The organism is Rhodanobacter ginsenosidimutans (assembly GCF_042655685.1).
Classification (GTDB): Bacteria; Pseudomonadota; Gammaproteobacteria; order Xanthomonadales; family Rhodanobacteraceae; genus Rhodanobacter; species Rhodanobacter ginsenosidimutans.
In genome coordinates this window covers 1,209,007-1,232,006 of record NZ_JBHSMM010000001.1, presented here as the reverse complement: position 1 = coordinate 1,232,006, position 23,000 = coordinate 1,209,007, and the positions used below count along the sequence as shown (strand labels likewise).

The following is a 23,000-nucleotide window of genomic DNA, read 5'->3' as shown; positions in this document are numbered from 1 at the left end:
CCCTGACTGACGGAGCCATCCTTGCCGGCCCGGCTTGCGGACAACCAATTATTCGTGGCTAGATGCAAGGCCAAGGAAACCGGGAATGCAGCATGGCCCTGCGCAGCATTGCATCGCGGACAGCATTGTGGGTTCTGGTCGGATCGATGGTCGTGCTTGCGGCGATCGGGGCGTTGTTGCTCAGCCTGACCCGCGCGCAGATCCTGCAGCACACCCACCACGAGGCCGCCGCCCTGGCGGCCAACGCGGGCAGCCAGATCCAGGCCCGGATCGATCGCGTTGCCGTTTCGGCACAGATGCTCGCGACGATCGTCGCCACCCGCCAGGATGATGCCGAATCCCTGCTGCGCGACACCCTGTCCACCAATCTGGACATGGATGGCCTGGCTGCAGCGTTCACGCCGTCACCCGACACCGCCGATGGGTCCATGTATTCGCCGTTCGCGCGTCGACTGGACGACGGCAGCCTGGCCAGCCGCAACCTGTCGCAAGACAGCAACCCCTACTGGAACAGCAACTGGTTCCTCGGCGGGCTCGGCTGCGCCAGCGGCTGCTGGCAGCGACCGTTCCTGTCGCTGTCGCGGCACCGCCAGGTGATCAACTACTCCGTGGCGATCGAGCGCGAAGGGCACCCGATCGGCATCATCAACGCCGATGTCACGCTCGACTGGCTGCACCAGATACTCGGCAGCCTGGACAAGCCCGCGGGCGCCTACGCCTTCGTGCTCGACAGCGACGGCAACTACCTGGCGCACGACAATCCGGCCCTGGTGGGCAAACGCGGCTCACCAGCCTTGCTCAACGCGCTGGCCAGCGACCAGGCCGGAGCCATGCGTCTGCGGGTGGCGCAGAACCCGCGGGCGCGCGGGCCGGTCTGGGTCTATTCCGCACCGATCGAAGGCACACGCTGGCGGCTTGGGCTGGTGGTGCCCGAGTACCAGACCTACGCCAGCGTGCGGCACATCTTCATGCTGAGCCTCGCGCTGGGCCTGCTGGCCCTGCTCGGCGTGTCGCTGATCACCCTGCTGACGATCCGCCGCACGATGGCGCCGCTGGGTGTACTGGCCGACCGCGCCGAGCACGTTGCCCGCGGCGAGCTGAATTTCGAATTGCCGCCGGCACGCCGGCCCGACGAAGTGGGCCGCCTGACCCAGTCGTTCGACCACATGCGCCGCGAGCTGGCGTTGCATCTGGAGGACCTCGCCCGGGTGGCGCGCGAAAAACAGCGGCTGGCCAGCGAACTGGAGATCGCCCACCAGATCCAGCTCGGCCTGTTGCCGAACGCACACTACCTCGATGCCGTCTGCGCGCAGTTCGAACTGCATGCGGCGCTGCGTCCCGCGCGGGCCGTCGGCGGCGATCTCTACAGCTACTTCATGCTCGACCCGCAGCGCTTCTTCGTGATGGTCGGTGACGTCTCCGACAAGGGCATTCCGGCCGCCCTGTTCATGGCGCAGACGATCACCCTGGCCAAGGCGCTGGCGCCGCGCGCGCAGACGCCGCAGAACCTGTTGCAACTGCTCAATCTCGAACTCTGCCGCGGCAACGACAGCTGCATGTTCGTCACCCTGCTGTGCGGCCTGCTGGACACTGGCAGCGGCGACCTGGTGCTGGCCAGCGCCGGCCACGAGCCGCCGATCCTGTGCGGCCGTGGCGCACCACAACTGCTGGAATTCCCCACCGGCGCGGTGCTGGGGCTGTACGAAGACTCGACTTACCCGGAACAACGCCTGCGCCTGCGCCCGGGCGAAACGCTGCTGATGTACACCGACGGCATCACCGAAGCCAGCGACCACGAGCTGCAGATGTACGGCATCGAGCGCACCGTGGAGAGTCTCGCGCAGGTTCCGTCAACCGCCGACACCGCCGCCTACATCGAGCGGCTGCTGGGTGACGTCGACCATTTCGTGGCGGATGCCGCGCAGGCGGACGACATCACCCTGCTGGCGCTGACCTGGCACGGCGCCGGGGCGCCGCCGACCGGGATAGACATCGACAACCGGCTGCCGGACGTCTTCGTGGCGCTCGACCGCTGCGAGCAGTTGCTGCAGGAGGCAAAAGTCCCGGCATCACTGCACGGCGACGTGCGCCTGGTGCTGGAGGAGCTGATGGTCAACACGGTGGAATACGGCTATCCCGATGGCCGACCCGGCCGGATCCGCGTGTTGCTGCAGTCCCGACCCGGCGCCACCACGATCGAGCTGATCGACGACGGCATCGCCTTCGACCCGTTGCAATCCGCCGCCCCCACCCTTACCGGCGACCTGGCCGACCGCGAGCAGATCGGCGGCCTCGGCATCCACCTCGCACGCACCATGACCGACGAAATGCGCTATACACGGGACGCGCAAGGCAATCACCTGCTGCTTCGCTTCACCTACCCGACCCAGGATGGATCTTCACCATGACGCTCAGCCTGCACAGCGAATTCTCCGCCCCCGACCGCGTGGTCGTGCAGGTCGGTGGCCGCCTCGACGCGATGACCTTCGGCGAGCTCGACGAGGCCATGCTCGCCCTGTTGCCACGACTCGCCGATGGCGGCACCGTGGTGATCGACCTGGCCCATCTGGAATACGTCAGCAGCGCCGGCCTGCGCAGCTTCGCCAAGATCCGCAAGAATATGCGCACCCGCGGCGGCCACACCCTGCTGCTGAATCCGCAGCCGCAGGTGCGCAAGGTGTTCGACATCGTCAAGGCCGTGCCGGTGAACGAGGTATTCGCCAGCACCCAGGAACTCGATGCCTATCTGGACCGCATGCAGCGGCAGATCACCGAAGGCGACGACAGCGACATCTGATCACTGCGTCGCCGTACGTACGGCAGCTCAGACGTTGAACAGGAAGTGCAGCACGTCGCCATCCTTGACGATGTATTCCTTGCCTTCCTTGCGCAGCCGCCCGGCCGCACCCGCGCCCGCCTCGCCCTTGTACTGGATGAAGTCCTCGTAGCCGATCGTCTCGGCGCGGATGAAGCCCTTCTCGAAATCGCTGTGGATCACGCCCGCCGCCTGCGGCGCCGTGGAGCCGCGCCGCACCTGCCACGCGCGCACTTCCTTCACACCGGCGGTGAAATAGGTCTGCAGGTCGAGCAACTTGTAGCCGGCGCGGATCACCCGGTTCAGGCCCGGCTCGTCCAGGCCCATGTCCTTCAGGAACTCGTCGCGGTCGGCGTCGTCCAGCTGCGCCATCTCTTCCTCGATCGCGGCGCACACCGGCACCACCTCGGCACCTTCGGTGGCGGCGCGCTCGCGCACGGCGTCCAGCAACGGATTGTTCTCGAAGCCGTCGTCGGGGACGTTGGCGATGTACATCAACGGCTTCAGGGTCAGCAGGAACAGGTCGCGCACCAGCGCCTTCTCTTCCTCGTCCAGGCCCAGGCTGCGCGCGGATTTGCCTTCGTTGAGGCCAGCGGCCAGCTTCTGCAGCACCGGCTTCTTCGCCAGCGCTTCCTTGTCGTTGGCCTTGGCCGCGCGCTCGGCGCGGTTCAGCGCCTTGTCCACCGACTCCAGGTCGGCCAACGCCAGCTCGGTGTCGATGGTCTCGATGTCGGCGATCGGGTCAACCTTGCCGGCCACGTGGATCACGTCACCCTCGAAGCAGCGCACCACGTGGGCGATCGCGTCGACCTCGCGGATGTGCGCCAGGAACTTGTTGCCCAGGCCCTCGCCCTTCGACGCGCCAGCCACCAGGCCCGCGATGTCGACGAATTCCACCGCGGTCGGGATCACCTTTTGCGGATTGACGATCTCTGCCAACGCATTCAGCCGCGGGTCCGGCACCGGCACCACGCCCACGTTCGGCTCGATCGTGCAGAACGGAAAATTCGCCGCCGCGATGCCCGCCTTGGTCAGCGCGTTGAACAGGGTGGACTTGCCGACATTGGGCAGACCGACGATGCCGCATTTGATGCCCATGGATGTGATTCCGGGAATAGGGAATGGGGAATCGGGAACAGGAGAAGCAGGAATCGGGCTTTGGCTTTTGACCATTCCCGATTCACCATTCCCTATTCCCGGCTATTCGTATGCAACAACTGCATTGCCTTGTCGAACTGGCCGCCTACCACCAGCGGCAGCACGTCCAGCGCGCGGGCGATACCGTCGATGATCGCGTCCTCGTCCGTGGCCGACGGCCGGCCCAGCACCCAGGGCGTGACCTGGTCGCGATGGCCGGGATGGCCGATACCCACACGCAGCCGATGGAACTTGCCGTGGCCGAGATGGGCCATGATGTCGCGCAGGCCGTTCTGGCCGCCGTGGCCGCCGTCGAATTTCATCCGTACGGTACCCGCAGGAAGGTCCAGGTCGTCGTGCGCGACCAGGCACTGTTCGGGTTCGATCTTGTAATAGCGCAGCGCCGAAACCACGGCGATGCCGCTCTTGTTCATGAAGGTGGCCGGCTTCAACAGCCAGACCGGTTCGCCACCGAGGCGCACGCGGCAACTCTCGCCGTGCAGCTTGCCGTCGAAGGCGAAACGCTCGCCCTGCCCGCTGGCGAGGGCGTCAACTAGCCAGAACCCGGCGTTGTGCCGGGTTCGGAGGTATTCGGCACCGGGGTTGCCCAGTCCGACAATGAGTCGCAAACCAGCCATGCGCAGAAGCAGCAGGACGGCCCGCACTCCATCGGAGCGCGGGCCGTCGCGGCTTACTTCTTGTCAGCCGCCGGCTTGGCCGGCTTGGCAGCCGCGGCCTTGTTCGCCTCGGCTTCGGCTTCGGCCGCAGCGTCTTCCGCCGCGTCGGCAGCGCTTTCCTTGACCGCATTCACGGTGACCACCGCAGCGTCGTGCGCTTCACCCAGCGCCAGCGCGGGCAGTTCCACGTTGGCTGGCAGCTTCAGCTGCGACAGGTGGATGATGTCGCCGGCTTCGACCGCGCCCAGGTCCAGCTCGATGAATGCGGGCAGGTCCTTCGGCAGGCAGCTGACTTCCACCTCGGTCAGGTTGTGCGAGATCACCACGCCGGACATCTTGCCGGCCGGCGACGTTTCCTGGTTGAGGAAGTGCAGCGGCACGTTGGCGCGCAGCTTGGCGTTCTCATCGATGCGCAGGAAATCCATGTGCATCATCAACTGCTTGAACGGATGCTTCTGCCAGTCACGCACCAGCACCTTCTGCACCTTGCCGTCGACGTTCAGGTCGAGCACCGAGGAGAAGAACGATTCGTTCTTCGCGGCCAGCAGGATGGTGTTGTGCTCGATCTGGATGCTCTCGGGAGCCTGATCGCCGCCGTAGACAACGGCAGGCACATAAGCGGCACGACGCAGGCGGCGGCTCGCACCTTTCCCCTCGTCCTTGCGGCCTTGCGCCTTGATTTCAAGATTCTTGGACATTGCTTTTCACTACCTTGGTGGTTGTTTGCCGCCTCGCGGCGACTGGTTGACTTCCCCGCGACCAGGAAAGTCTTGGTTTGGGAATAGAGAATCGGGAATGGAGAATCGTCAAGCCGGCTGTGCTTTTACGATTCCCTATTCCCGATTCCCCATTCCCGTTGATCAATCCACATACAACGAACTTACCGACTCGCCGTAGGCGATGCGGCGAATGGTTTCGGCCAGCAGTTCGGCGACGGACAACTGGCGGATCTTGCCGCAGGCCTGCACTTCGGCGCGCAGCGGCAAGGTGTTGGTGACGATGAGCTGGTCGAGCTGGGAGTTCTCGATGTTGCTGACCGCCGCGCCCGACAGCACCGGGTGCACGCAATAGGCAATGACCTTGCGGGCGCCACGCTCCTTCAGGGCGGCGGCGGCCGCGCACAAGGTGCCGGCGGTGTCCACGATGTCGTCAACCATCACGCAGGTCTTGCCGTCGACGTCGCCGATGATGTTCATCACCGTGGAGACGTTGGCGCGCGGACGGCGCTTGTCGATGATCGCCAGGTCCGCGTCGTCCAGCCGCTTGGCAATGGCCCGCGCACGCACCACGCCGCCCACGTCCGGGCTCACCACGATCAGGTCGTCCGTGGCGTGGTTGCGCCAGATATCGGCCAGCAGCACCGGCGAGGCGTACACATTGTCCACCGGGATATCGAAGAAGCCCTGGATCTGGTCGGCATGCAGATCCACCGTGAGCAGGCGATCCACGCCAGCGGCGCTGACCATCTTGGCAGCCAGCTTGGCGGTGATCGGCACTCGCGCCGAGCGCGGCCGACGATCCTGCCGTGCATAGCCGAAATACGGCATTACGGCGGTAACGCTGGTGGCAGATGCCCGCTTCAGCGCATCGGTGAGCGCCAGCAGCTCGAACAGGTTTTCCGCGCTCGGCGCGCCCGTGGGCTGGATGACGAAAACCTCCTGCCGGCGGACGTTCTCCTCGATCTCGATCTGCACTTCACCGTCGCTGAAGGTGCCCACCAGCGCCTTGCCCAAGGGCACACCCAGGCGCTGGGCGACGTTCTCGGACAGTGCGCGGTGCGCATTGCCGGAAAAAAGCAGCATCGGGGTGGACGTATCCACAGTCATTACCTCAGAACCAATGGCCATCATGAATGGCTGGGGCGGCAGGATTCGAACCTGCGCATGCGGGAATCAAAATCCCGTGCCTTAACCAGCTTGGCGACGCCCCAGAAGTTTTAGTTTTCGTTCGTGCTTTGGTTCGATCCATGCGGCTCACGGCGCGCCGCAATGGCGCGCCAAGGCCTGGTTCAGCGGTGACACGTCGACACCTGCGGCCACTTGGGCCGAAAATGCCGCCGGGCAACGACGCGCAATCGCCACCGCCCGATCGAGTGATTTCGCCTCCAGGAACACGCAACCACCGCTGCCGGAAAGTCGCGCCTCGCCGAAGCCCGCCAACCAGTCCAGCGCCGCGGCCACCCGCGGGTGTCGCGCTCGCACAACGGTCGTGAAGGCGTTCTCCGACGTTTCGCCGGAAACAAAGGATGAAATTGTCGCCCGCGGCGCATTTCGTGTCAATTCGGGCGCCTGGAAAAGCGCCGCCGTCGGTACCGATTCGTGCGGGTCGAGCACTACATGGTAGCGCCGCGGCAACGCCAGCGGCGTGAGTTTCTCGCCGACGCCTTCGGCCCACGCCGATCTGCCCCGCACGAAAACCGGTACGTCGGCGCCCAATTGGCGGCCCAGCTCGGCCAGCGCATCGATGTCGAGGTGGCGCCCCCACAGGTGGTTGAGCGCCACCAGCACGGTGGCCGCGTCGGAACTGCCGCCGCCCAGGCCGCCACCCATGGGAATGCGTTTTTCCACCGTGATGTCGACGCCCATGCCGCCATCGGTTTGCAGCAGGCGCGCGGCGCGGGTCACCAGATCGTGTTCGGCCGGCACGCCGGGTGTGTCGCTCAGCCGGCGTATCTCGCCATCGCCGCGGACGCGAAGGCGTATCTCGTCGCCCCAGTCGAGCAGCCGGAATACGGTTTGCAGCTCGTGATAGCCATCGTCGCGCCGGCCCACGATGCGCAGGAACAGGTTGAGCTTGGCTGGTGCCGGCCAGGCCGACCAGTCGCCTGCGGCCAGCGGCGGCAGATGGCGGCTCATGAACTGGCGCAGGTGCTCGGGGAACCCGTTGTCACGATCGCGCTGGCGCGCCAGCGCGAAGGTCGGATCGCTCCTGTCGACCGCCACGAAACCATGCCTGGCGTAGAACGGCGCATTCCATGGCACATCGGCCAGGGTGCCCAGGTCGACCCGGCGATAGCCGGCCGCGCGCGCCCAGTCGCAGGCATGCTCCAGCAGCGCCGCGCCGATGCCGCGGCGGCCGTGCGACGGCAGCACGTCGAGCTCGGCAATGCCGATCGCGCCCTCGCCCACGTCGGTATCCAGCCACACGAAACCCACCGGCTCGCCGGAAGTATCCAGCGCCACCCACACCAGGCCGCGGCTGACCGCCAGATGCAGCAACGGGGGCGGAATGACCATCGCCGCATACGACGGCCAGGCCGGATGGCCGCGGAACAGCTGCACGGCCTTGCGCTCGATCTCGCACAACGCGTCGACGTCGGCGGCGCCGGCACGCACGATGCGGCAGTTCATGTCGTGGCGGCTGGGTCGGAGATGGGGCGACCCGTCATTGCCGCGAACCGCACTCAGGGGAGTTGCCACGATTCGATCACCAGTTTCACCTTGTACGGGGATTTCGCCGCGTACAGTTTTTTCGGCAGTGGCGGCTGGCGGCTGGTATCCCACTCGCGATAATCCACGCTCCAGCCGTCCTGCAGCAGCGTGGCCGGAAGCCGGTCCTCGCCGAAGGTGAGTTCCGCCGGGCCGCTGTCGGCGCGCAGCCCCAGCACCCAGGCGCGCAGGTCGCTCAGTGGCACATCCCAACCCAGCGCCCGGTGCATCAGTGATTCGGCGTCGCGGCCGCGGATCGGCCCGCCATCCAGGCCTTCCATCAGCGCACCGTGGTTGTCACCGCTGAGGCGGAAGCTCTTGCCGGTGACCGGCGCGCGCAACACGAATTCGTAATGGTCGCCGTCCTGGCTCCAGCTGAAACTTCCGCTGCCGCCGTCACTGCCGTTGGATACGCCCAGCCGCCCCTGCAACACCCAGCGATCGACCGGCGCCAGCGCCTGCTCGCGCGCGTGCTGGGCGGCCAGCAGGCTGGCGTCGCCCTTCATCCGCACGGCGGGCACGCAGGCGGTCAGCAGCAACGGCAACACCAACAGGGAATACCGCAACCAGCGCCTCACGGTTGCAGCCTCTTCAGGGTCTCGCGCAGCAAGCTGCTGTGCGGGTCGAGCTTGCGTACTTCGTCAAACAATTTTTTCGCTTCCTGTTGCTGGCCCTGTTTCCACAGCACTTCGGCCAGATGCACGCCGACGTCGGCGTCCTTGCGCGACTGCCACGCGCTGCGCAGAACCTCGGCCGCCTGGTCGAGGTGACCCAGCCGGTATTGCAGCCAGCCCCAGGAGTCGGCGATCGCCGGGTCATGCGGTTTGGCGGCACGGGCGGCGCGCAGCAGTTTTTCGGCTTGCGGCAGATCGCGGTCGGCATCGGCCAGGGTGTAGCCCAGCGCATTGCTGGCATCGATGTCATCGGGCTTGATCTCAAGCAGGTGCTCGAAATCCTTCACCGCCAGATCCACCTTGCCCGCCTCGGCATAGGCCAGCCCGCGCCCGTACAGCAAGCCGGGATCGTTCGGTACCACCTGCAAGGCGCGGTTGAACGCCGCTTCGGCCAGCGTGAAGTGCTGCTCGCGCATGTAGAGCTCGGCGTCCACCTGGTAGGCCTGACGCAGTTGATCGGGCTGGTCGAGGTAACTCATCTGCAACTGGCTGAGCAGCTCGTGGGCCTCGGCGCTGTGGCCTTGCGACTGCAGGATGACCGCGGTGCGCAGGTCGGCGTCGAACGCGTGCGGGTCGTCATCAGCCACCTGGTCGTACCAGGTCAATGCCTCGGCATCGTGGCGCTGCATCTGCGCCAGTTGCCCGAGCAGGTAGGCGTTGTGCCGACGCACGTCGGGCGACGCCTTCTGCAACTGCTGGTAGAGCGCCGCGATGGCCTTGTCGTCATCGGCCCGCGCGGCCAGCGACGCGCGCAGGGCATAGGTGTCGGCATCCTGCGGGCCGTGGTCGAGCACCCGCAAGGCGGCGGCGTTGTCGCCGGCCTGGCTCAACATGCCGGCATAACCCATCCGCAGCGCGGTGCTTTCCGGGTGACGCGCAACGGCTTGGCGCAGCAGCGCCTGCGCCGCCGCATGGTCACCCTGGCGGAACGTCATCTGCGCCGCCCAGGCATAGGTTTCGGGGCTTTTGAAGCGCTCCATCGCTGCCTGGGCGATCTGCATGGCGTAGGCATGGCGACCCAGCTTGTCGCCCAGTTCACTCATCGCCAACCATGCCCTGGGGTCGGCAGGCAGGCGTTGCGCCGTGGCCAGTTTTTCCAGTAGACGGCCCGCCTGGGCCTGGTCGCGGGCAGACAGCAAGACACGGCCAAGCTGACGCCAGGCGTCCTTGTCGCCGCTGTCCAGCAGGCGCTGCAACTGACGCGCCGCCTCGTCGCCGTCGCCGCGGTCCAGCGCCAGTTGCGCGCGTCCCGCAGCCAGCGCGGCAGGCTCGGCGCCCAGCGACTGCCAGCGGTCCAGTGCGCGCTGCGCGGCGGCGTCATCGTGCACCGCGGTGGCCAGGCCGGCGGCGCGCTCGGCCACTTCCGGCTCGTTGCTCAGCATCATCGCCTTGCCGAAGAACCCGGCCGCACCGGCGAGGTCGGTGCGGTTCAGCGCCATCTCGCCGGCCAGCAGCTGGGCCAGCAGATCGTGGTCGGCATCGGGCGTCGCCACCACCAGGTGCGTCAACGGCTGCGCGGGCGCCGGTGCGGTGGTGGCTGGCCGCGATGCCATCGAGGCGCATCCGGCCAGGCCCAGCGCGAATGCCGAGACTGCCGTAAAATGCCGCAGTTGCTTGAACTTGACCGACCTGCTCCGCACACTGTTCACCGTTTGTTTGACCGTTTCGCCGTATCGCTCCGTACACGGCAGGTTGCATCAAGCTTAGCCTACGCTGCCGTCATTCCTGCCCGGATTCCTTCCGAAAATGCCGCTGATCGCCCTCGGGCTCAATCACCTAACCGCGCCGGTCAGCCTGCGCGAGCGGGTGGCGTTCGACCCGGACGCCGCTGCGGCAGCCGTGCGCGCGCTGCGTGGCGAACCGGGCGTGGAAGAGGCGTTGATCCTGTCCACCTGCAACCGTACCGAGTTGTACGTGGGCGTAACGGCCGGCGCCGAGGGTATCCCGCAGCAGTGGCTGAACCGCCACCATCATCTGACGCCGGGCAAGCTGGACGAGTTCCTGTATCGGCACGATGAACAGGATGCGGTGCGGCACATGTTCCGCGTCGCCACCGGGCTGGACTCGATGGTGCTGGGCGAGCCGCAGATCCTGGGCCAGGTGAAGGATGCCTACCAGCAGGCCCGCGCCGCGCAGGCCTTGGGCGCACCGTTGGATCGCCTGTTGCAGCACACCTTTGCCGTGGCCAAGCGGGTGCGCACCGATACCCGCATCGGCGCGCACACGGTCTCGGTGGCATTTACCGCGGTACGCCTGGCCGAGCAGGTGTTTGCGGACCTGAAGCAGGCCTGCGTGCTGCTGATCGGCGCTGGCGACACCATCGAACTGGCCGCGCGGCACCTGGCCGACAAGCAGGCACGCCGGCTGATCGTGGCCAACCGCACGCTGGAAACCGCGCAGGAACTGGCCGCCCGCCATGGCGGTTATGCGGTGGCGCTGGCCGACCTGCCGCAGCACCTGGCCGAAGCCGACATCGTGATCTCCTCCACCGCCGCGCGCACGCCGATCGTCACCCGCGCCATGGTCGAACAGGCGATGGCCACGCGGCGGCGCAAACCGATGTTCATGGTCGACATCGCCGTGCCGCGCGATATCGAGGCCAGCGTGGCCGAGCTGTCCGACGTCTATCTCTATGGCATCGACGACCTGCAGCAGGTGATCGACGAAAACCGCCGCTCGCGCCAGGCCGCCGCCCGCGAGGCGGACGCCATCATCGACCTGCAGGTGGACCGCTACATGGCCTGGCGCCGTGCGCTCACCGTGCACAATCCGGCGCTGGACATCCGCCAGCACGCGGAGACCTACCGCGACGAAGTGCTGGAAAAAGCCCGCGCCATGATCGCCCACGGCAAGCCGACGGACGAAGCACTGGCCTTTCTCGCCAACACGCTGACCAACAAGCTGCTGCATCACCCCAGCGCTCGCCTGCGCGAGGCCGCACTCAGCGGCGACATGGATCTGCTGCACGCGGCGGGCCGCCTGTACGGCCTGGACGACGACGCGAACACCCCCCATCTGTAGGAGCGACTTCAGTCGCGATGCTCTTGGCTGTATCGGCGCCAAGAAGAGCATCGCGACTGAAGTCGCTCCTGCATTATTTGCCGCCTGTCAAAGGGTAAACGTACCGGCCATGACCCCATCGATCCGCCGCAAGCTCGAAGCACTGGCCGAGCGTCACGAGGAAATCGGCCTGCTGCTGGCCCAGCCCGACGTGCACGCCGACAACGCCCGCTTCCGCGCGCTGTCGCAGGAATACGCCCAGCTTGAACCGGTCGCCGCCTCGCTGCACGAACACGACCAGGCCGAACACGAACTGGCCGATGCGCGCGCGATGCTGGACGACGCCGAACTGCGCGAGATGGCCGCCGACGATGTGCGCCGGCTGGAGCAACGGCTGCGGGAGCTGGACGACGAGCTGCAGATCCTGCTGCTGCCGAAGGACCCGCGCGACGACGCCAGCCTGTATCTCGAAGTGCGCGCCGGCACCGGCGGCGACGAGGCGGCGATTTTTGCCGGCGACCTGCTGCGCATGTACCTGCGCTTTGCCGAAAGCCGCCGCTGGCAGGTGGAAATTCTCAGCGAGCACGCCGGCGAGCACGGCGGCTACAAGGAAGTGGTGGCGCGCATCGAGGGCAAGGGCGCGTATTCGCAACTGAAATTCGAATCGGGCACGCACCGCGTGCAGCGCGTGCCGGAAACCGAATCACAGGGACGCATCCACACCTCGGCCGCCACGGTGGCGATCATGCCGGTGCCCGACGAGATCGACGAGATCGAGATCAACCCGGCCGACCTGAAAACCGACACCTTCCGCGCCTCCGGCGCCGGTGGCCAGCACGTCAACAAGACCGACTCGGCCATCCGCATCACCCACCTGCCCACCGGCACCGTGGTGGAATGCCAGGACGAGCGCAGCCAGCACAAGAACCGCGCCCGCGCACTGAGCCTGCTGAAGGCACGGCTGCTGGACGTCGAGCGCAGCAAGCAGAGCGAGGAACGCTCCGAGGCGCGGCGCCTGCAGGTGGGTTCCGGCGACCGCAGCCAGCGCATCCGCACCTACAACTACCCGCAGGGCCGCATCACCGACCACCGCATCAACCTCACGCTCTATCGCCTGCCCGAAATCGTGCAGGGCGATCTGGGCGAGCTGATCGATGCGCTGAACCGCGAGTACCAGGCGGATCAGTTGCAGGCGTTGGGCGGCGGGTAAAGAGCCAAGAGCAACCCCCTCCCAACCTCCCCCTGCGAGCAGGGGGAGGAGCAAAAAGCTGCCTCCTGGGCAGCCAGAGGCTGAGCGCTGTGCCCCCTCCCCTGCTCGCAGGGGAGGGTTGGGGAGGGGTCGCTCTTCGTCACCCGATCCGAAAACCCCGCAACGCCTGCTCCGGCAAGTCCTCCCGACTGACCGCATCAACCACCGCCATCCGCGGCCCCTGCCGCAGCCAGCGCTGCAACGCATCGAGCGCCGACGCCGACCCGCTGGCCAGCACCTCGACGCTGCCATCCGGCCGGTTCTCCGCATGCCCGGCCATGCCAAGCGCCAGCGCCTGATCGCGCGTACTGGCGCGGAAGAACACACCCTGCACCCTGCCAGTGACGACAAAACGTGCAGTCGGCATCACGACACCCTCATCACGGCTGGCCGATCAGCGCCGCCAGCGAGGCCTCGGTCACCGGCCCCACGATGTGTTTGGCGACCTTGCCGTCGGGGCTGATCAGGTAGGTGGTGGGTAACCCGCGCGGCTGGTCGAAATCCTTCAGCGGCTTGTCCAGCGTCACCTGCGCGATCGGGTACACCACCGGCCGTTTCGTCAGGAAGGCCTTGATGTCGGCCGGATCGCTGTCTTCATATGCCAGCCCGATCGCGCGGACATTCGGGTGCGCCGCCACGAAGCGCGAGATGTCCGGCATCTCCTTGATGCACGGCACGCACCAGGTGGCCCAGAAATTCACGATCACCCACTTGCCGCGCTGCGCGGAAAGATCGAACGTCTTGCCCTGCAGCGTGGTCACCTGGAGCGTGGGCTGGGCGGGCATGGCCGACCAAGCGGGCGCGGCAAAAGCCAGCATCGCGGCGGATATGGCCGTCCATACGGCAGGACGGAAAAAGCGGAAAGTCATGCGTTCGGTTCCTCAATGGCAGGCACGTCGGCAGGCGCATCGGCGTCCTGCGGATAGATCTGATCCAGCCGCGTGCCCAGCGCGGCATGCAGGGTATCGGCCATCACGTCCAGCAATTCAAGCAACGTCCTGGGCAACTCGATGCCAAGTGCGGCCGCTTCCTCAGCCGGGCGCAACGGCAGGCGGTAATGGGTTTTGTTGTAGACGCGCAGCAGGTCCGTGCTGTCCAGACTGCGGCAGAGCAACCAGCCGGCCTCGCCGCGGGTGATCAGGTCGGCGCGTTGCAGGTCGTCGAAATAGGCGGCGATGGCGGCGCTGCGCAGATACGGCTCGCACAACCGTACTTGCGCCGGATCCACTCGCGAACCATCGCGCTGGGCTTCGATGAAATGGCGCAACACCACCAGCAGCCCCAGAAATTCCGCGCCCTCGGGCAACGTCGTGGCCGGCGCGTGGTATTCGTACGCCGACAGCGAAGCGGCGACGGACGCCGCCAGTATCACGATCACCCACGACAGGTAGATCCACAGCAGGAAGATCGGGATCGTGGCCAGCACGCCGTAGATCTGCTGGTAGGTATGCGCATTGCGCACGAACAGCGTGAAGCCCCAGCGGGCGACCTCGAACAGCACCGCGCCCAGCAGCGCGCCGATCGCCGCATCACGGCGCGACACGCGGCAATTGGGGATCACCGAATACATCAGCCACAGCGTCACGAACGTCACCACGAATGGCAACACCACCAGAAACCGCTCGGCGATGCTGGTGCCCAGGTCGTAGGCGCCATGCAGCAGCGGCATCGCCGTGACATACGAGGTGGCGGCGATGCCACCACCCACCAGGATCGGCCCCAGCGTCAACGCGGCCCAATACAGCAGCAGGCGCGATCCCCACCCACGCGGCTGGCGCACGCGCCAGATGCGATCGAGCCGATCCTCGATGCTGATCATCATCGACACCGCGCTGAACAGCATCACCAGGATGCTGATGCCGGTGAGCTTGCTGGCGTTGGCCGCGAAACCCAGCATGGTGTTGCGCACCGCCTCGCCCGCCGCCGGCACGAAATTGTTGAACACGAAGGTGATCAGCGTGTCGCGTGCAGGCTGGAACACCGGAAACACCGAGAACATCGCGAACACCGCCACCATCAGCGGCACCAGCGACACCAGCGTGGTGTACGACAGCGCGCCGGCCGTCTCGAAGCATTTGTCGTCGACAAAACGCTGCCAGATGAAGCGGCTGAAATTCGACGTGCGTTCGCGATTGAAGCGCAGGGCCATCATTCTTCCATCGTTGCGCCGGAGGGCGGCCTCCTCGCCACAACCATCGCGGCCGGAACCTATGCGGCATGAACTCATTGCGGCATGCGCCGGTACACTAGCGTATCGCCCATGAACGACAAAAACACATGAATCCCCGCCACCGGAACCACCGCGCATGAGCCAGGACATCCTGGTGCTTTACTACAGCCGCAGCGGCCACACCGCCCAACTGGCGCGCTTGATAGCCCGCGGCATCGAGGAAGTGCCCGGCATGCACGCGCGCCTGCGCCAGGTGCCGCCGGTGGCGCCGGTGACCGAAGTGGCACAGCCGCCCGAACCGGACGACGGCGCACCTTACGTGACCCGCGCCGATCTGGCCGACTGCGCCGGACTGGCGCTGGGCAGCCCCACCCGCTTCGGCAACATGGCCGCGCCACTGAAGTATTTCCTCGACTCCACCGGCGCCGAATGGGCCAGCGGCGCGTTGGTCGGCAAACCCGCGGCGGTTTTCACCTCCACCAGCACCATGCACGGTGGCCAGGAATCCACCTTGCTGACGATGGCGCTGCCGCTGCTGCATCACGGCATGCTGCTGCTCGGCCTGCCATTCACCGAAGCCGCGCTCAGTGCCACCCAGAGCGGCGGCACGCCCTACGGCGCCAGCCACATCGCCGGCACCACGGGCGACAACCCCATCAGTGACCACGAACGCGAACTGGCCCGCGCCCTGGGCCGCCGCCTTGCCGACACCGCACGCAAACTGGCGGCCGGCGCATGAGCACGATGGCGCAGTTGCCACCCGAACAACGGCTGGGCCTGATCGCCTGGACGGCGCTGACGGCGTTGCAGCCGGTCTGGCACGCCTGGCTGTTTCCCGCGCAGACCGTGCCGGTCTGGCTGGTGGTGGCAATCACCACTGTGCCGCTGCTGCTGCCACTGCTGGCGATCCGCGACGTGCGCCGCGCCTTGCTGTGGGTGGGCACCCTCAGCCTGTTTTATTTCTGCCATGGCGTCTCCGAAGCGTGGAGCGCCGCCGACCAGCGCTGGCTGGCCATCATCGAGATCGTGCTGACCGTGCTGCTGATCGGCTTGCTGGGCGCCGGCGTCAAACGCAAGGCGCACTGAACTAGTCGGACTGCAGCCGGCAGATGCGCAGGTTGCCGGACGCCTCCTTGCCGTTGCGCCGTTGCTCCAGCCCGCTTTGCACCGGCGCGCAATCGGTCATGCGGACACCGGGCAGATACCGTTGCAGCAGCGGCAGATCCTCACCAGCGTCGTCGCGCAGCAGGGCGTACACGGCGCCCGTGTGCGCCGCGATCCGCTCCTGGACCAGCGTATCGAACCGGAAGCCAAGCGCGGACCGGGTGAACCAGCTCAGTCCGATATAGCGGTTGTCCTGCGCATGCGGCAGAAACGGAATCACATACGCATCCGGCTGCCCCACCACTAGCACCAGGCTGCCGCGCTCGACTGCCGGCGGCCGCACATCGAACGTGACATCCGCATATGGCACATGCCCCCAGCCCGGATAGCGGCTGAACCCGGCCAGCAGCAGGAAGGCGCCAGCCATGGCCCACACCAGCCAGCGCCGCGGCGCCGCGTCTGCCGGCGCGAAAAGCTGCAACGCCGCCAGCAGCAACAAGCCCGAGAGCGACTCCAGCGGCACCGCATAACGCAGGATCGAAAACAGGCACAGCCACAGCACATAGGCCGTGGCCACAAACACCAGCAACAACCGTATCGACCGATCCACTGGCCGCCGCCTCAGCAGCCACGGCAACGTCACCAGCGCCAGTGTCGACAGCCCCGCCAGCGCATAACGCGCATCGGCAAAGTTCACCTCGGTGACGATGTGCTGGTTCTTTCCCAGCCAATACAGCGGATAAAACAGCCATTGGCCCAGATCGCGCGGCAGATATTGCCGGTCGGTGCCGCCCACCGCCGGTACCCACGCCGAGTGGAACACCTGGTTGAACAGCGGAAAGATCGGGTTGCCGGTGAGCTCATAAAGCTGCCAACCCCACCAGCCGTACGCCAGCGCGAAACCGGCCAGCGCACCGACACCGAACAGCGTTGCCAGCCGCCACGCCTCGCGCCGCATTCCCAGCGCCAGCAACAGGCCCAGCGCCAGGGCCGGCGCGTAAACCACGGCGGTGGGTTTCAAGCCTGCAGCCAGGCCGCCCAGCAAACCGGCCAGCAACGCACGCCGCCATGGCCGGGGTGTGTCGCCGCACAACGGCAACAGCACGTACAGGCTCGACAGGATGAACAAGGCCAGCGGCAATTCGTTGAAGCTGGAACCGGTCTGCGAAACCGTCATCGTCCCGGTCACGCCGATCAGCACAGCCCACACGTCAGCCCAGCCAAACGTGCGCCCGCGCAGCCACGCCAGCCGGATCGCGACACGAAACAGCATGAAAACCAGGCCGCCGTACCACAGCCCCTGCACACCCGCGAGCAGCCGCGGCCAATGCTGCAACGGGCCCGTTCCCAGCAGGAAATACGGCACGTCCAGCAACGGATTGAAAAAGCTCTGCAGGCCCGCCGGCGCCAGGTCCAGCGCCAGCCGTCCGTGCAGCCCGGCCCAGGCGTTGTAGAGGTGGTAGTTCTTCAGGTCCCAGTTCGCGTCCTGGCCGCGCAGCACCGACAGCAGCGCACCGAAAGACAGGCACGCCAGCAAGGCGCGCACGCCCAGGAATTTCCGCGCATCCAGCGCCCGCATCAGCGTGGGTCACTCGCGCTCGGGAGTCCCGGCTGGTTGAGATACGCTAGATACTTCTGCTCGCGCCGCCCCAGCGTCACCGTGTCGAGCACCAGCCCGCAAACCAGGAACACGCCGCCGAGCAGGCACAGCGACGCGCTCAGGATCGCGGTGGGGAATCGCGGCACCAGTCCGGTGGCCAGATAGGTCTCGAACAGCGGCAGCGACAAGCCCACCGCCAGCAACACGCACAAGACGCAAGCCACCGAGAAGAACGCCAGCGGCCGACCGTTCTTGGCCAGCTTCACGATGGTCAGGAAAATACGCCAGCCATCGCGCCAGGTGTTGAGCTTGCTGTGTGAACCCTCCGGCCGCGCGCTGTAGCGGCTGGGCATTTCCGCCACCGGCATGCGCAATTCCAGCGCGTGGATCGCCAGCTCGGTCTCCGTCTCGAAACCCTGCGCATGGGCCGGAAACGATTTCACGTAACGCCGCGACATCACCCGGTAGCCCGACAGCATGTCGGTAAACGTGTTGCCGAATATCCAGCCGACCAGGCCGGTCAGCAAACGGTTGCCCCATTGGTGCCCGGCGCGATAAGCCTGCGCGTGATCGCTGGATCGGCTGGCCACCACCAGATCCAGGCGCTCGTCGCACAGGCGCTGGATCATTGCCGGCGCATCGCCGGCGTCATAGGTGGCGTCGCCATCCACCATCACGAAGACATCCGCGTCGACATCGGCAAACATGCGGCGCACCACGTGGCCCTTGCCCTGCAGCCGTTCCTGCCGCACCTCGGCGCCGGCCTCGCGGGCGATGCGCGCGGTGTCGTCGGTCGAGTTGTTGTCGTACACCACGATCCGCGCCTGCGGCAGGCTGGCGGCAAACGCGCGCACCACGGAGGCAATCGCCACCGCCTCGTTGAAACACGGAATCAACACCGCCACGCGCGGTACCGTCACTGGGGTCATGGGGCTGGCACGCCTCGATGGAAACGCGCCTATTCTAGTCGTCTGGCGAAAGCTTCCACGCTCCTAGGGAGAACACCCATGGGATTCCTGCAAGAAGGGCCGCAACTGGCGCATCCGTGGCGCAGCGATCGATTGCTGCACGGCCTGCTCGATCGTGTGCTGCCGGCCGAACGCCGCGCGGCGCTGGATGCCGACCTCGCCGCCCTCGGCGACTACGCACAGATGGCATGGCAACGCGCCAGCGAAAGCACCCGACCCAACCCGGTACTGACCCAATGGGACGCGTGGGGCCATCGCGTCGACCGGATCGAGCTGACCACGGCGTGGCTGGAAGGCCCGCAGCTGACGACGCGGCACGCGGTGCTTGCCGCCGGCCATGCGCCGGGCGAGTACGCGCGGCTGGAGGAGTTCGCCCGCGTCTACCTGTATCACGTGGCCAGCGAGTTCTACACCTGCCCGCTGGCAATGACGGACGGCGCCGCCACCGCGATCAAGGCCTCCGGCAACGCGGCGTTGATCGAGCGCGCGCTGCCGCACTTCCTCAGCCGCGATCCGGCGCGGTTCTGGCTCAGCGGCCAATGGATGACCGAGAACATCGGCGGCTCCGATGTCAGCCACAGCGAAACGGTGGCGCGCCGCGATGGCGATGGCCAGTGGCGATTGCATGGCCGCAAGTGGTTCAGCTCGGCCGTGGTCGGTGAAGCGGCACTTGCGCTGGCCAGGCCCGAAGGCGCCGGTGAGGGCAACGCCGCGCTGGCACTGTTCTACGTGGAAACGATGGACGGCCAGCGGCGCAAACCCGAGCTGATCATCGACCGGCTGAAGGACAAACTGGGCACGCAGGAGCTGCCCACCGCGGAAATCCATCTCGACGGCCTGCCCGCCTGGCCCGTGGGCGAGTTGGCTCACGGCGTGCGCCAGGTGGCGCCGATGCTCAACGTCACCCGCACCTGGAATGCCGTCTGCGCGGTGGCCAGCATGGCCCGCGCGATCAGCCTGACGCGCGACTACGCCACGCGGCGGCAGGCGTTTGGCCGTCCATTGATCGAGCAGCCGCTGCACGCGCAGACGCTGGCGGACATGCAGGCCGAGTTCGAGGGCGCGTTCGCGCTGGCATTCGAAGTGGCGCATCTGCTGGGTCGGGTCGAGAGCGGCGCTGCGACCGCGCATGAAGCGGCGCTGCTGCGCCTGCTCACACCGCTGGCGAAACTGTGGACCGGCAAGCTGGCGGTGAAAATCTGCTCCGAAGCGCTGGAAGGGTTCGGCGGTGCCGGCTACATCGAGGACACCGGCCTGCCCCAACTGCTGCGCGACGCGCAGGTGTATCCGATCTGGGAAGGCACCACCAACGTGTTGTCGCTGGACAGTTTGCGGGCGCTGGCCGGCGAGGGATTGGCGGCGTTGCGATTGGCGGTCGACGACTGGCTGGCCGGCAGCGATGACGCGGCAGCCGCGGCAGTCATCACGGGCGCGCTGGATGCGGCCACCGCGCATCTCGATCGGCATGGCGCCGATCGTGCGTCGCTCGAAGCAGGCGCGCGCGGGTTGGCTTTCACCCTCGCCCGTTGCGCGGCGGCGGCGTTGCTGGCGCGTCAGGCGGTGTGGTCGGCGCGCAGCGGCGAGCGGCGGCCGGGGGCCGCGTTGCGCCGGTTTGTCAGCCATGGGCTCAATCGGTTGATTGCGCCGGATGCAGAGGACACTGGGTTGTTGCTGGGGTGAAGACGGTCGCGGCCAAAAAGCGTCGCGGCTGAAGCCGCTCCTACAGGGGGGCACGGCGCAGATGTGCGGGCGGGCTAAAATGCGTCATTCCCTCTATTGGCCGACCCCATGCAGCATCTGACCATCGTCACCACCGGCGGCACCATCGACAAGATCTATTTCGACGACAAGTCGGATTACAAGATCGGCGCACCGCAGATCGGCGAAATCCTCTCCCAGCTCGGCGTGGGCTTCCAGTTCGACGTGATTCCCATCCTGCGCAAGGACAGCCTGCACATGGCCGCCGAGGACCGCGCCCTGGTGCGTTCCACCATCGAGGCGCAGCCGCACCGGCACGTGCTGGTGACGCACGGCACCGACACCATGGTCGACACCGCCAGGGCGCTGGCCGACATCAAGGGCAAGGTGATCGTGCTGACCGGCGCGCTCAACCCGGCGCGCTTCCAGGGCTCGGATGCAGTGTTCAACATCGGCTGCGCGGTGGCCGCTGTACAGACCCTGCCCGACGGCGTCTACATCACCATGAACGGCCGCGTGTGGGACCCGGCCAAGGTGCGCAAGAACCGCGACGCCAACCGATTTGAGGAAGCGTCAGGCGCCTGAAGGCCCGACATTCCCTTCCCCCGCTTGCGGGGGAAGGTGCCCGCAGGGCGGAAGAGGGCGCTCTTCTTCCGCGCAAAAGCCAAGATCAAGAGCACCCCCATCCGCCTTCGGCACCTTCCCCCGCAAGCGGGGGAAGGAAGGTTTGGGTGCTACAGCGAGCGCCTTGGCGAGATCAGCAAATCGCCGAACATCAGCCCCGCCACGATCGACACCAGCAAGGTCAGCAGCAGCATCGCGGTGTCCAGGCCCAGCGGCGTATCGCGCTCCAGCAGGAACGACATGCTGCGAAAGCCCACGCTGCCCGGCACCAGCAGCAGGATGCCCGGCTCGCGGATCACGGCGCCTGGCTGGTGCGCATAGCGCGCGTACAGGTTGGAGAACGCGCCCAGCAGCAAGCCGCCCAGGAACACGCCGAACGGCGCCGCCGGCAACGCGCCGGAAATCTCGCCGCCCCAGCGCGTGGCCAGGTAACCCACGATCACCGCACCGATCACCGCTGGCCAGTCGCGCAGCGCGGCGCGAAACAGGATGGCGAACGCGACCGCGCCCACCAGCAGCGCCACGTAGTCGGTCCATGGCGGCAACGCCGGCAAGGCGTAATCGCGCGCGTGGATACCGGCGGCGGCGCACAGCTGCGTGGCGGCCACGGTGCCGAACACCAGTTTCAGCAGCGTCGCCATGGCGCCGCCCATGCGCGCCATGCCGGAAACCAGGTTCTGGCTGGAAATCTCGCGCACCGCGTTGGTCAGCGACATCCCCGGGACCAGGATGATCAGGCCCGCCAACACCACCGACTTGATCGCCAGCGGCACCACGAAGGCGCTCACCACGATCGCCACGGTAGTCGCCACCATCGCGCAGATCACGTCGCTGGCCACCGCCAACCGCGGGCGCGTACCGGCGAGTATCGCGATCCAGCCGATGAGCACGCCGATCACGCCGGCGACCACCAGGTCGACCCACGAACTGTGCAGGAACAACGCTGCGATCGCGGCGGCAGACAATCCGTAGCTGGCGATGGTGCCCGCCTGCTCCCACGGCGTATCGGGGCGACCCAGCAGCCGCAACTGGCGAAAGCCTTCGCGCAGATCCAGCTCGCCCGCGATGGCGCGATCGGCGATATCGTCGGCGCGGCACAGGCGCGCCAGGTTCACCTCGCCCGGCGCCAGCCGCATCACCTGGGTGGTCTGCGCCACGCCTTCCTCGCCCTGCGCCATGTCGGTGAACGAGATGATGATGGCGGTGGGGCTGGACCACACATCCGCCACCAGCTCCAGCCGCTGCGCTGCGCCGGAAATGGCCATCTCCAGCCGTGGCGCGGAGGTGCCGTATTGATGCAGCCGCCGCGCCAGCTCCACCAGGAAGGCAATGCGCGTGTTGAGCGCGATGGCCGCAAACGGCTGGCTGACGACCGCATTCATGCCGCTGCGCGAACCTGCAGCGTGGTGCCCTGCACCGCCACCACCTCGACTGTGCTGCCTGCGGGCAGATCCGGCCCGCTGACCAGCCACTGACCGTCGCCCACGCGCGCCTTGCCGCGGCCGTTGATGATCGGTTCGATCAACTCGTAGCGCTGGCCGATCATCTGCTCGCCACGACGGTTCAAGCGCTCATTGCCCGGCTCGCTGCGCTCCAGCCGCGGCCGCAGAAACTTCGCGTAAAGCACGCAGGCCGCGAACGCCAGCACGCCAAACACGATCGCCTGCGCCAGCATCCCCAGCGTCGGCACCACCCACAGCACCACGCCCATCGCGGCGGCGGCAATGCCTATCCACAACAGGAAATACCCCGGCAGCAACAACTCCCCCGCGATCAACAGCAACGCGAGTATCCACCACAGGTAGTGCGTTGAAATGGCCTCGAACATGATGGTTTCCGTGGAGTGATAACTCCCC

22 protein-coding genes and 1 tRNA gene are annotated in these 23,000 nt (G+C 66.8%); 8 read left to right on the top strand and 15 right to left on the bottom strand.

Features of this window, described 5'->3' with window-relative positions; genetic code table 11:
• The first annotated feature begins 92 nt into the window (after window positions 1-92).
• Entirely contained in the window at window positions 93-2,408 is a 2,316-nt protein-coding gene (locus ACFPK0_RS05250) for a SpoIIE family protein phosphatase (protein ID WP_377338910.1), read from the top strand.
• Window positions 2,405-2,797 (top strand): STAS domain-containing protein, encoded by a 393-nt coding sequence (locus ACFPK0_RS05245; RefSeq protein WP_056081111.1) that lies wholly within the window; start codon window positions 2,405-2,407, stop codon window positions 2,795-2,797. Before ACFPK0_RS05250 ends, ACFPK0_RS05245 begins: the two co-directional genes overlap by 4 nt.
• 27 nt (window positions 2,798-2,824) lie before the next feature.
• On the opposite strand, the gene ychF is transcribed toward ACFPK0_RS05245, so the two are convergent.
• The 8 genes from ychF to ACFPK0_RS05205 all read right to left on the bottom strand — a co-directional run bounded on the left by ychF (window position 2,825) and on the right by ACFPK0_RS05205 (window position 10,284).
• On the bottom strand, window positions 2,825-3,913 hold the full coding sequence (gene ychF / locus ACFPK0_RS05240) for a redox-regulated ATPase YchF (RefSeq protein ID WP_056081114.1): 1,089 nt from the start codon (window positions 3,911-3,913) through the stop codon (window positions 2,825-2,827).
• 92 nt (window positions 3,914-4,005) lie between these two features.
• A complete protein-coding gene (gene pth, locus ACFPK0_RS05235) occupies window positions 4,006-4,590 on the bottom strand; it encodes an aminoacyl-tRNA hydrolase (RefSeq protein WP_056083916.1) in 585 nt (194 codons plus the stop codon).
• A gap of 53 nt (window positions 4,591-4,643) precedes the next feature.
• Entirely contained in the window at window positions 4,644-5,327 is a 684-nt protein-coding gene (locus ACFPK0_RS05230) for a 50S ribosomal protein L25/general stress protein Ctc (protein ID WP_056081117.1), read from the bottom strand.
• Window positions 5,328-5,489: 162 nt separating this feature from the next.
• On the bottom strand, window positions 5,490-6,455 hold the full coding sequence (locus ACFPK0_RS05225; RefSeq protein ID WP_056081120.1) for a ribose-phosphate diphosphokinase: 966 nt from the start codon (window positions 6,453-6,455) through the stop codon (window positions 5,490-5,492).
• 27 nt (window positions 6,456-6,482) lie between these two features.
• Window positions 6,483-6,559, bottom strand: a tRNA-Gln gene (locus ACFPK0_RS05220).
• Between the two features lie 43 nt (window positions 6,560-6,602).
• Entirely contained in the window at window positions 6,603-7,979 is a 1,377-nt protein-coding gene (gene ispE, locus ACFPK0_RS05215; RefSeq protein WP_377340266.1) for a 4-(cytidine 5'-diphospho)-2-C-methyl-D-erythritol kinase, read from the bottom strand.
• A 53-nt stretch (window positions 7,980-8,032) separates the two neighbouring features.
• On the bottom strand, window positions 8,033-8,635 hold the full coding sequence (gene lolB, locus ACFPK0_RS05210; protein WP_377338906.1) for a lipoprotein insertase outer membrane protein LolB: 603 nt from the start codon (window positions 8,633-8,635) through the stop codon (window positions 8,033-8,035).
• On the bottom strand, window positions 8,632-10,284 hold the full coding sequence (locus ACFPK0_RS05205) for a tetratricopeptide repeat protein (RefSeq protein WP_377338904.1): 1,653 nt from the start codon (window positions 10,282-10,284) through the stop codon (window positions 8,632-8,634). The genes lolB and ACFPK0_RS05205 overlap by 4 nt, the downstream gene beginning before the upstream one ends.
• Before the next feature lie 193 nt (window positions 10,285-10,477).
• On the opposite strand from ACFPK0_RS05205, the gene hemA reads away from it, so the two are divergent.
• Both hemA and prfA read left to right on the top strand, forming a co-directional pair.
• Window positions 10,478-11,752: a glutamyl-tRNA reductase gene (gene hemA, locus ACFPK0_RS05200; RefSeq protein ID WP_056081131.1), complete on the top strand. Its 1,275-nt coding sequence runs from the start codon at window positions 10,478-10,480 to the stop codon at window positions 11,750-11,752.
• 109 nt (window positions 11,753-11,861) lie between these two features.
• Window positions 11,862-12,941 carry a peptide chain release factor 1 gene (gene prfA, locus ACFPK0_RS05195; protein ID WP_377338902.1) on the top strand — a complete coding sequence of 360 codons (1,080 nt, stop codon included), beginning with the start codon at window positions 11,862-11,864 and terminating at the stop codon, window positions 12,939-12,941.
• A gap of 139 nt (window positions 12,942-13,080) precedes the next feature.
• Here prfA and ACFPK0_RS05190 read toward each other — a convergent pair whose 3' ends face one another.
• The 3 genes from ACFPK0_RS05190 to ACFPK0_RS05180 are packed head-to-tail and all read right to left on the bottom strand — an operon-like array spanning window position 13,081 to window position 15,129.
• Window positions 13,081-13,347: an acylphosphatase gene (locus ACFPK0_RS05190; protein ID WP_377338900.1), complete on the bottom strand. Its 267-nt coding sequence runs from the start codon at window positions 13,345-13,347 to the stop codon at window positions 13,081-13,083.
• A gap of 13 nt (window positions 13,348-13,360) precedes the next feature.
• The gene (locus tag ACFPK0_RS05185; protein ID WP_377338897.1) at window positions 13,361-13,849 is read right to left on the bottom strand and encodes a TlpA family protein disulfide reductase; all 489 of its coding nucleotides are present in this window, start codon (window positions 13,847-13,849) and stop codon (window positions 13,361-13,363) included.
• Complete coding sequence (locus tag ACFPK0_RS05180; RefSeq protein ID WP_377340264.1) at window positions 13,846-15,129, bottom strand: YihY family inner membrane protein; 1,284 nt, start codon at window positions 15,127-15,129, stop codon at window positions 13,846-13,848. The genes ACFPK0_RS05185 and ACFPK0_RS05180 overlap by 4 nt, the downstream gene beginning before the upstream one ends.
• 157 nt (window positions 15,130-15,286) lie before the next feature.
• On the opposite strand from ACFPK0_RS05180, the gene wrbA reads away from it, so the two are divergent.
• Window positions 15,287-15,889, top strand: coding sequence for an NAD(P)H:quinone oxidoreductase (gene wrbA, locus ACFPK0_RS05175; RefSeq protein ID WP_056081143.1), 603 nt, complete (start codon window positions 15,287-15,289; stop codon window positions 15,887-15,889).
• Window positions 15,886-16,236 carry a DUF2069 domain-containing protein gene (locus ACFPK0_RS05170; RefSeq protein WP_377338895.1) on the top strand — a complete coding sequence of 117 codons (351 nt, stop codon included), beginning with the start codon at window positions 15,886-15,888 and terminating at the stop codon, window positions 16,234-16,236. Before wrbA ends, ACFPK0_RS05170 begins: the two co-directional genes overlap by 4 nt.
• Window position 16,237: 1 nt before the next feature.
• Here the strand turns inward: ACFPK0_RS05170 and ACFPK0_RS05165 are convergent, their stop codons facing one another.
• The gene (locus ACFPK0_RS05165) at window positions 16,238-17,833 is read right to left on the bottom strand and encodes a hypothetical protein (protein ID WP_377338894.1); all 1,596 of its coding nucleotides are present in this window, start codon (window positions 17,831-17,833) and stop codon (window positions 16,238-16,240) included.
• Entirely contained in the window at window positions 17,833-18,783 is a 951-nt protein-coding gene (locus tag ACFPK0_RS05160; protein WP_377338892.1) for a glycosyltransferase family 2 protein, read from the bottom strand. Before ACFPK0_RS05160 ends, ACFPK0_RS05165 begins: the two co-directional genes overlap by 1 nt.
• 78 nt (window positions 18,784-18,861) lie before the next feature.
• On the opposite strand from ACFPK0_RS05160, the gene ACFPK0_RS05155 reads away from it, so the two are divergent.
• Both ACFPK0_RS05155 and ACFPK0_RS05150 read left to right on the top strand, forming a co-directional pair.
• Window positions 18,862-20,502 carry an acyl-CoA dehydrogenase family protein gene (locus tag ACFPK0_RS05155; protein ID WP_377338890.1) on the top strand — a complete coding sequence of 547 codons (1,641 nt, stop codon included), beginning with the start codon at window positions 18,862-18,864 and terminating at the stop codon, window positions 20,500-20,502.
• A 108-nt stretch (window positions 20,503-20,610) separates the two neighbouring features.
• Window positions 20,611-21,105, top strand: a complete 495-nt coding sequence (locus ACFPK0_RS05150; protein ID WP_377338888.1) for an asparaginase domain-containing protein — start codon at window positions 20,611-20,613, stop codon at window positions 21,103-21,105.
• A 149-nt stretch (window positions 21,106-21,254) separates the two neighbouring features.
• Here the strand turns inward: ACFPK0_RS05150 and ACFPK0_RS05145 are convergent, their stop codons facing one another.
• Together ACFPK0_RS05145 and ACFPK0_RS05140 are read right to left on the bottom strand one after the other, a co-directional pair.
• Entirely contained in the window at window positions 21,255-22,526 is a 1,272-nt protein-coding gene (locus ACFPK0_RS05145) for a threonine/serine exporter family protein (protein ID WP_377338886.1), read from the bottom strand.
• A complete protein-coding gene (locus ACFPK0_RS05140; RefSeq protein ID WP_056081159.1) occupies window positions 22,523-22,972 on the bottom strand; it encodes an NfeD family protein in 450 nt (149 codons plus the stop codon). The genes ACFPK0_RS05145 and ACFPK0_RS05140 overlap by 4 nt, the downstream gene beginning before the upstream one ends.
• Between the last annotated feature and the right edge of the window lie 28 nt (window positions 22,973-23,000).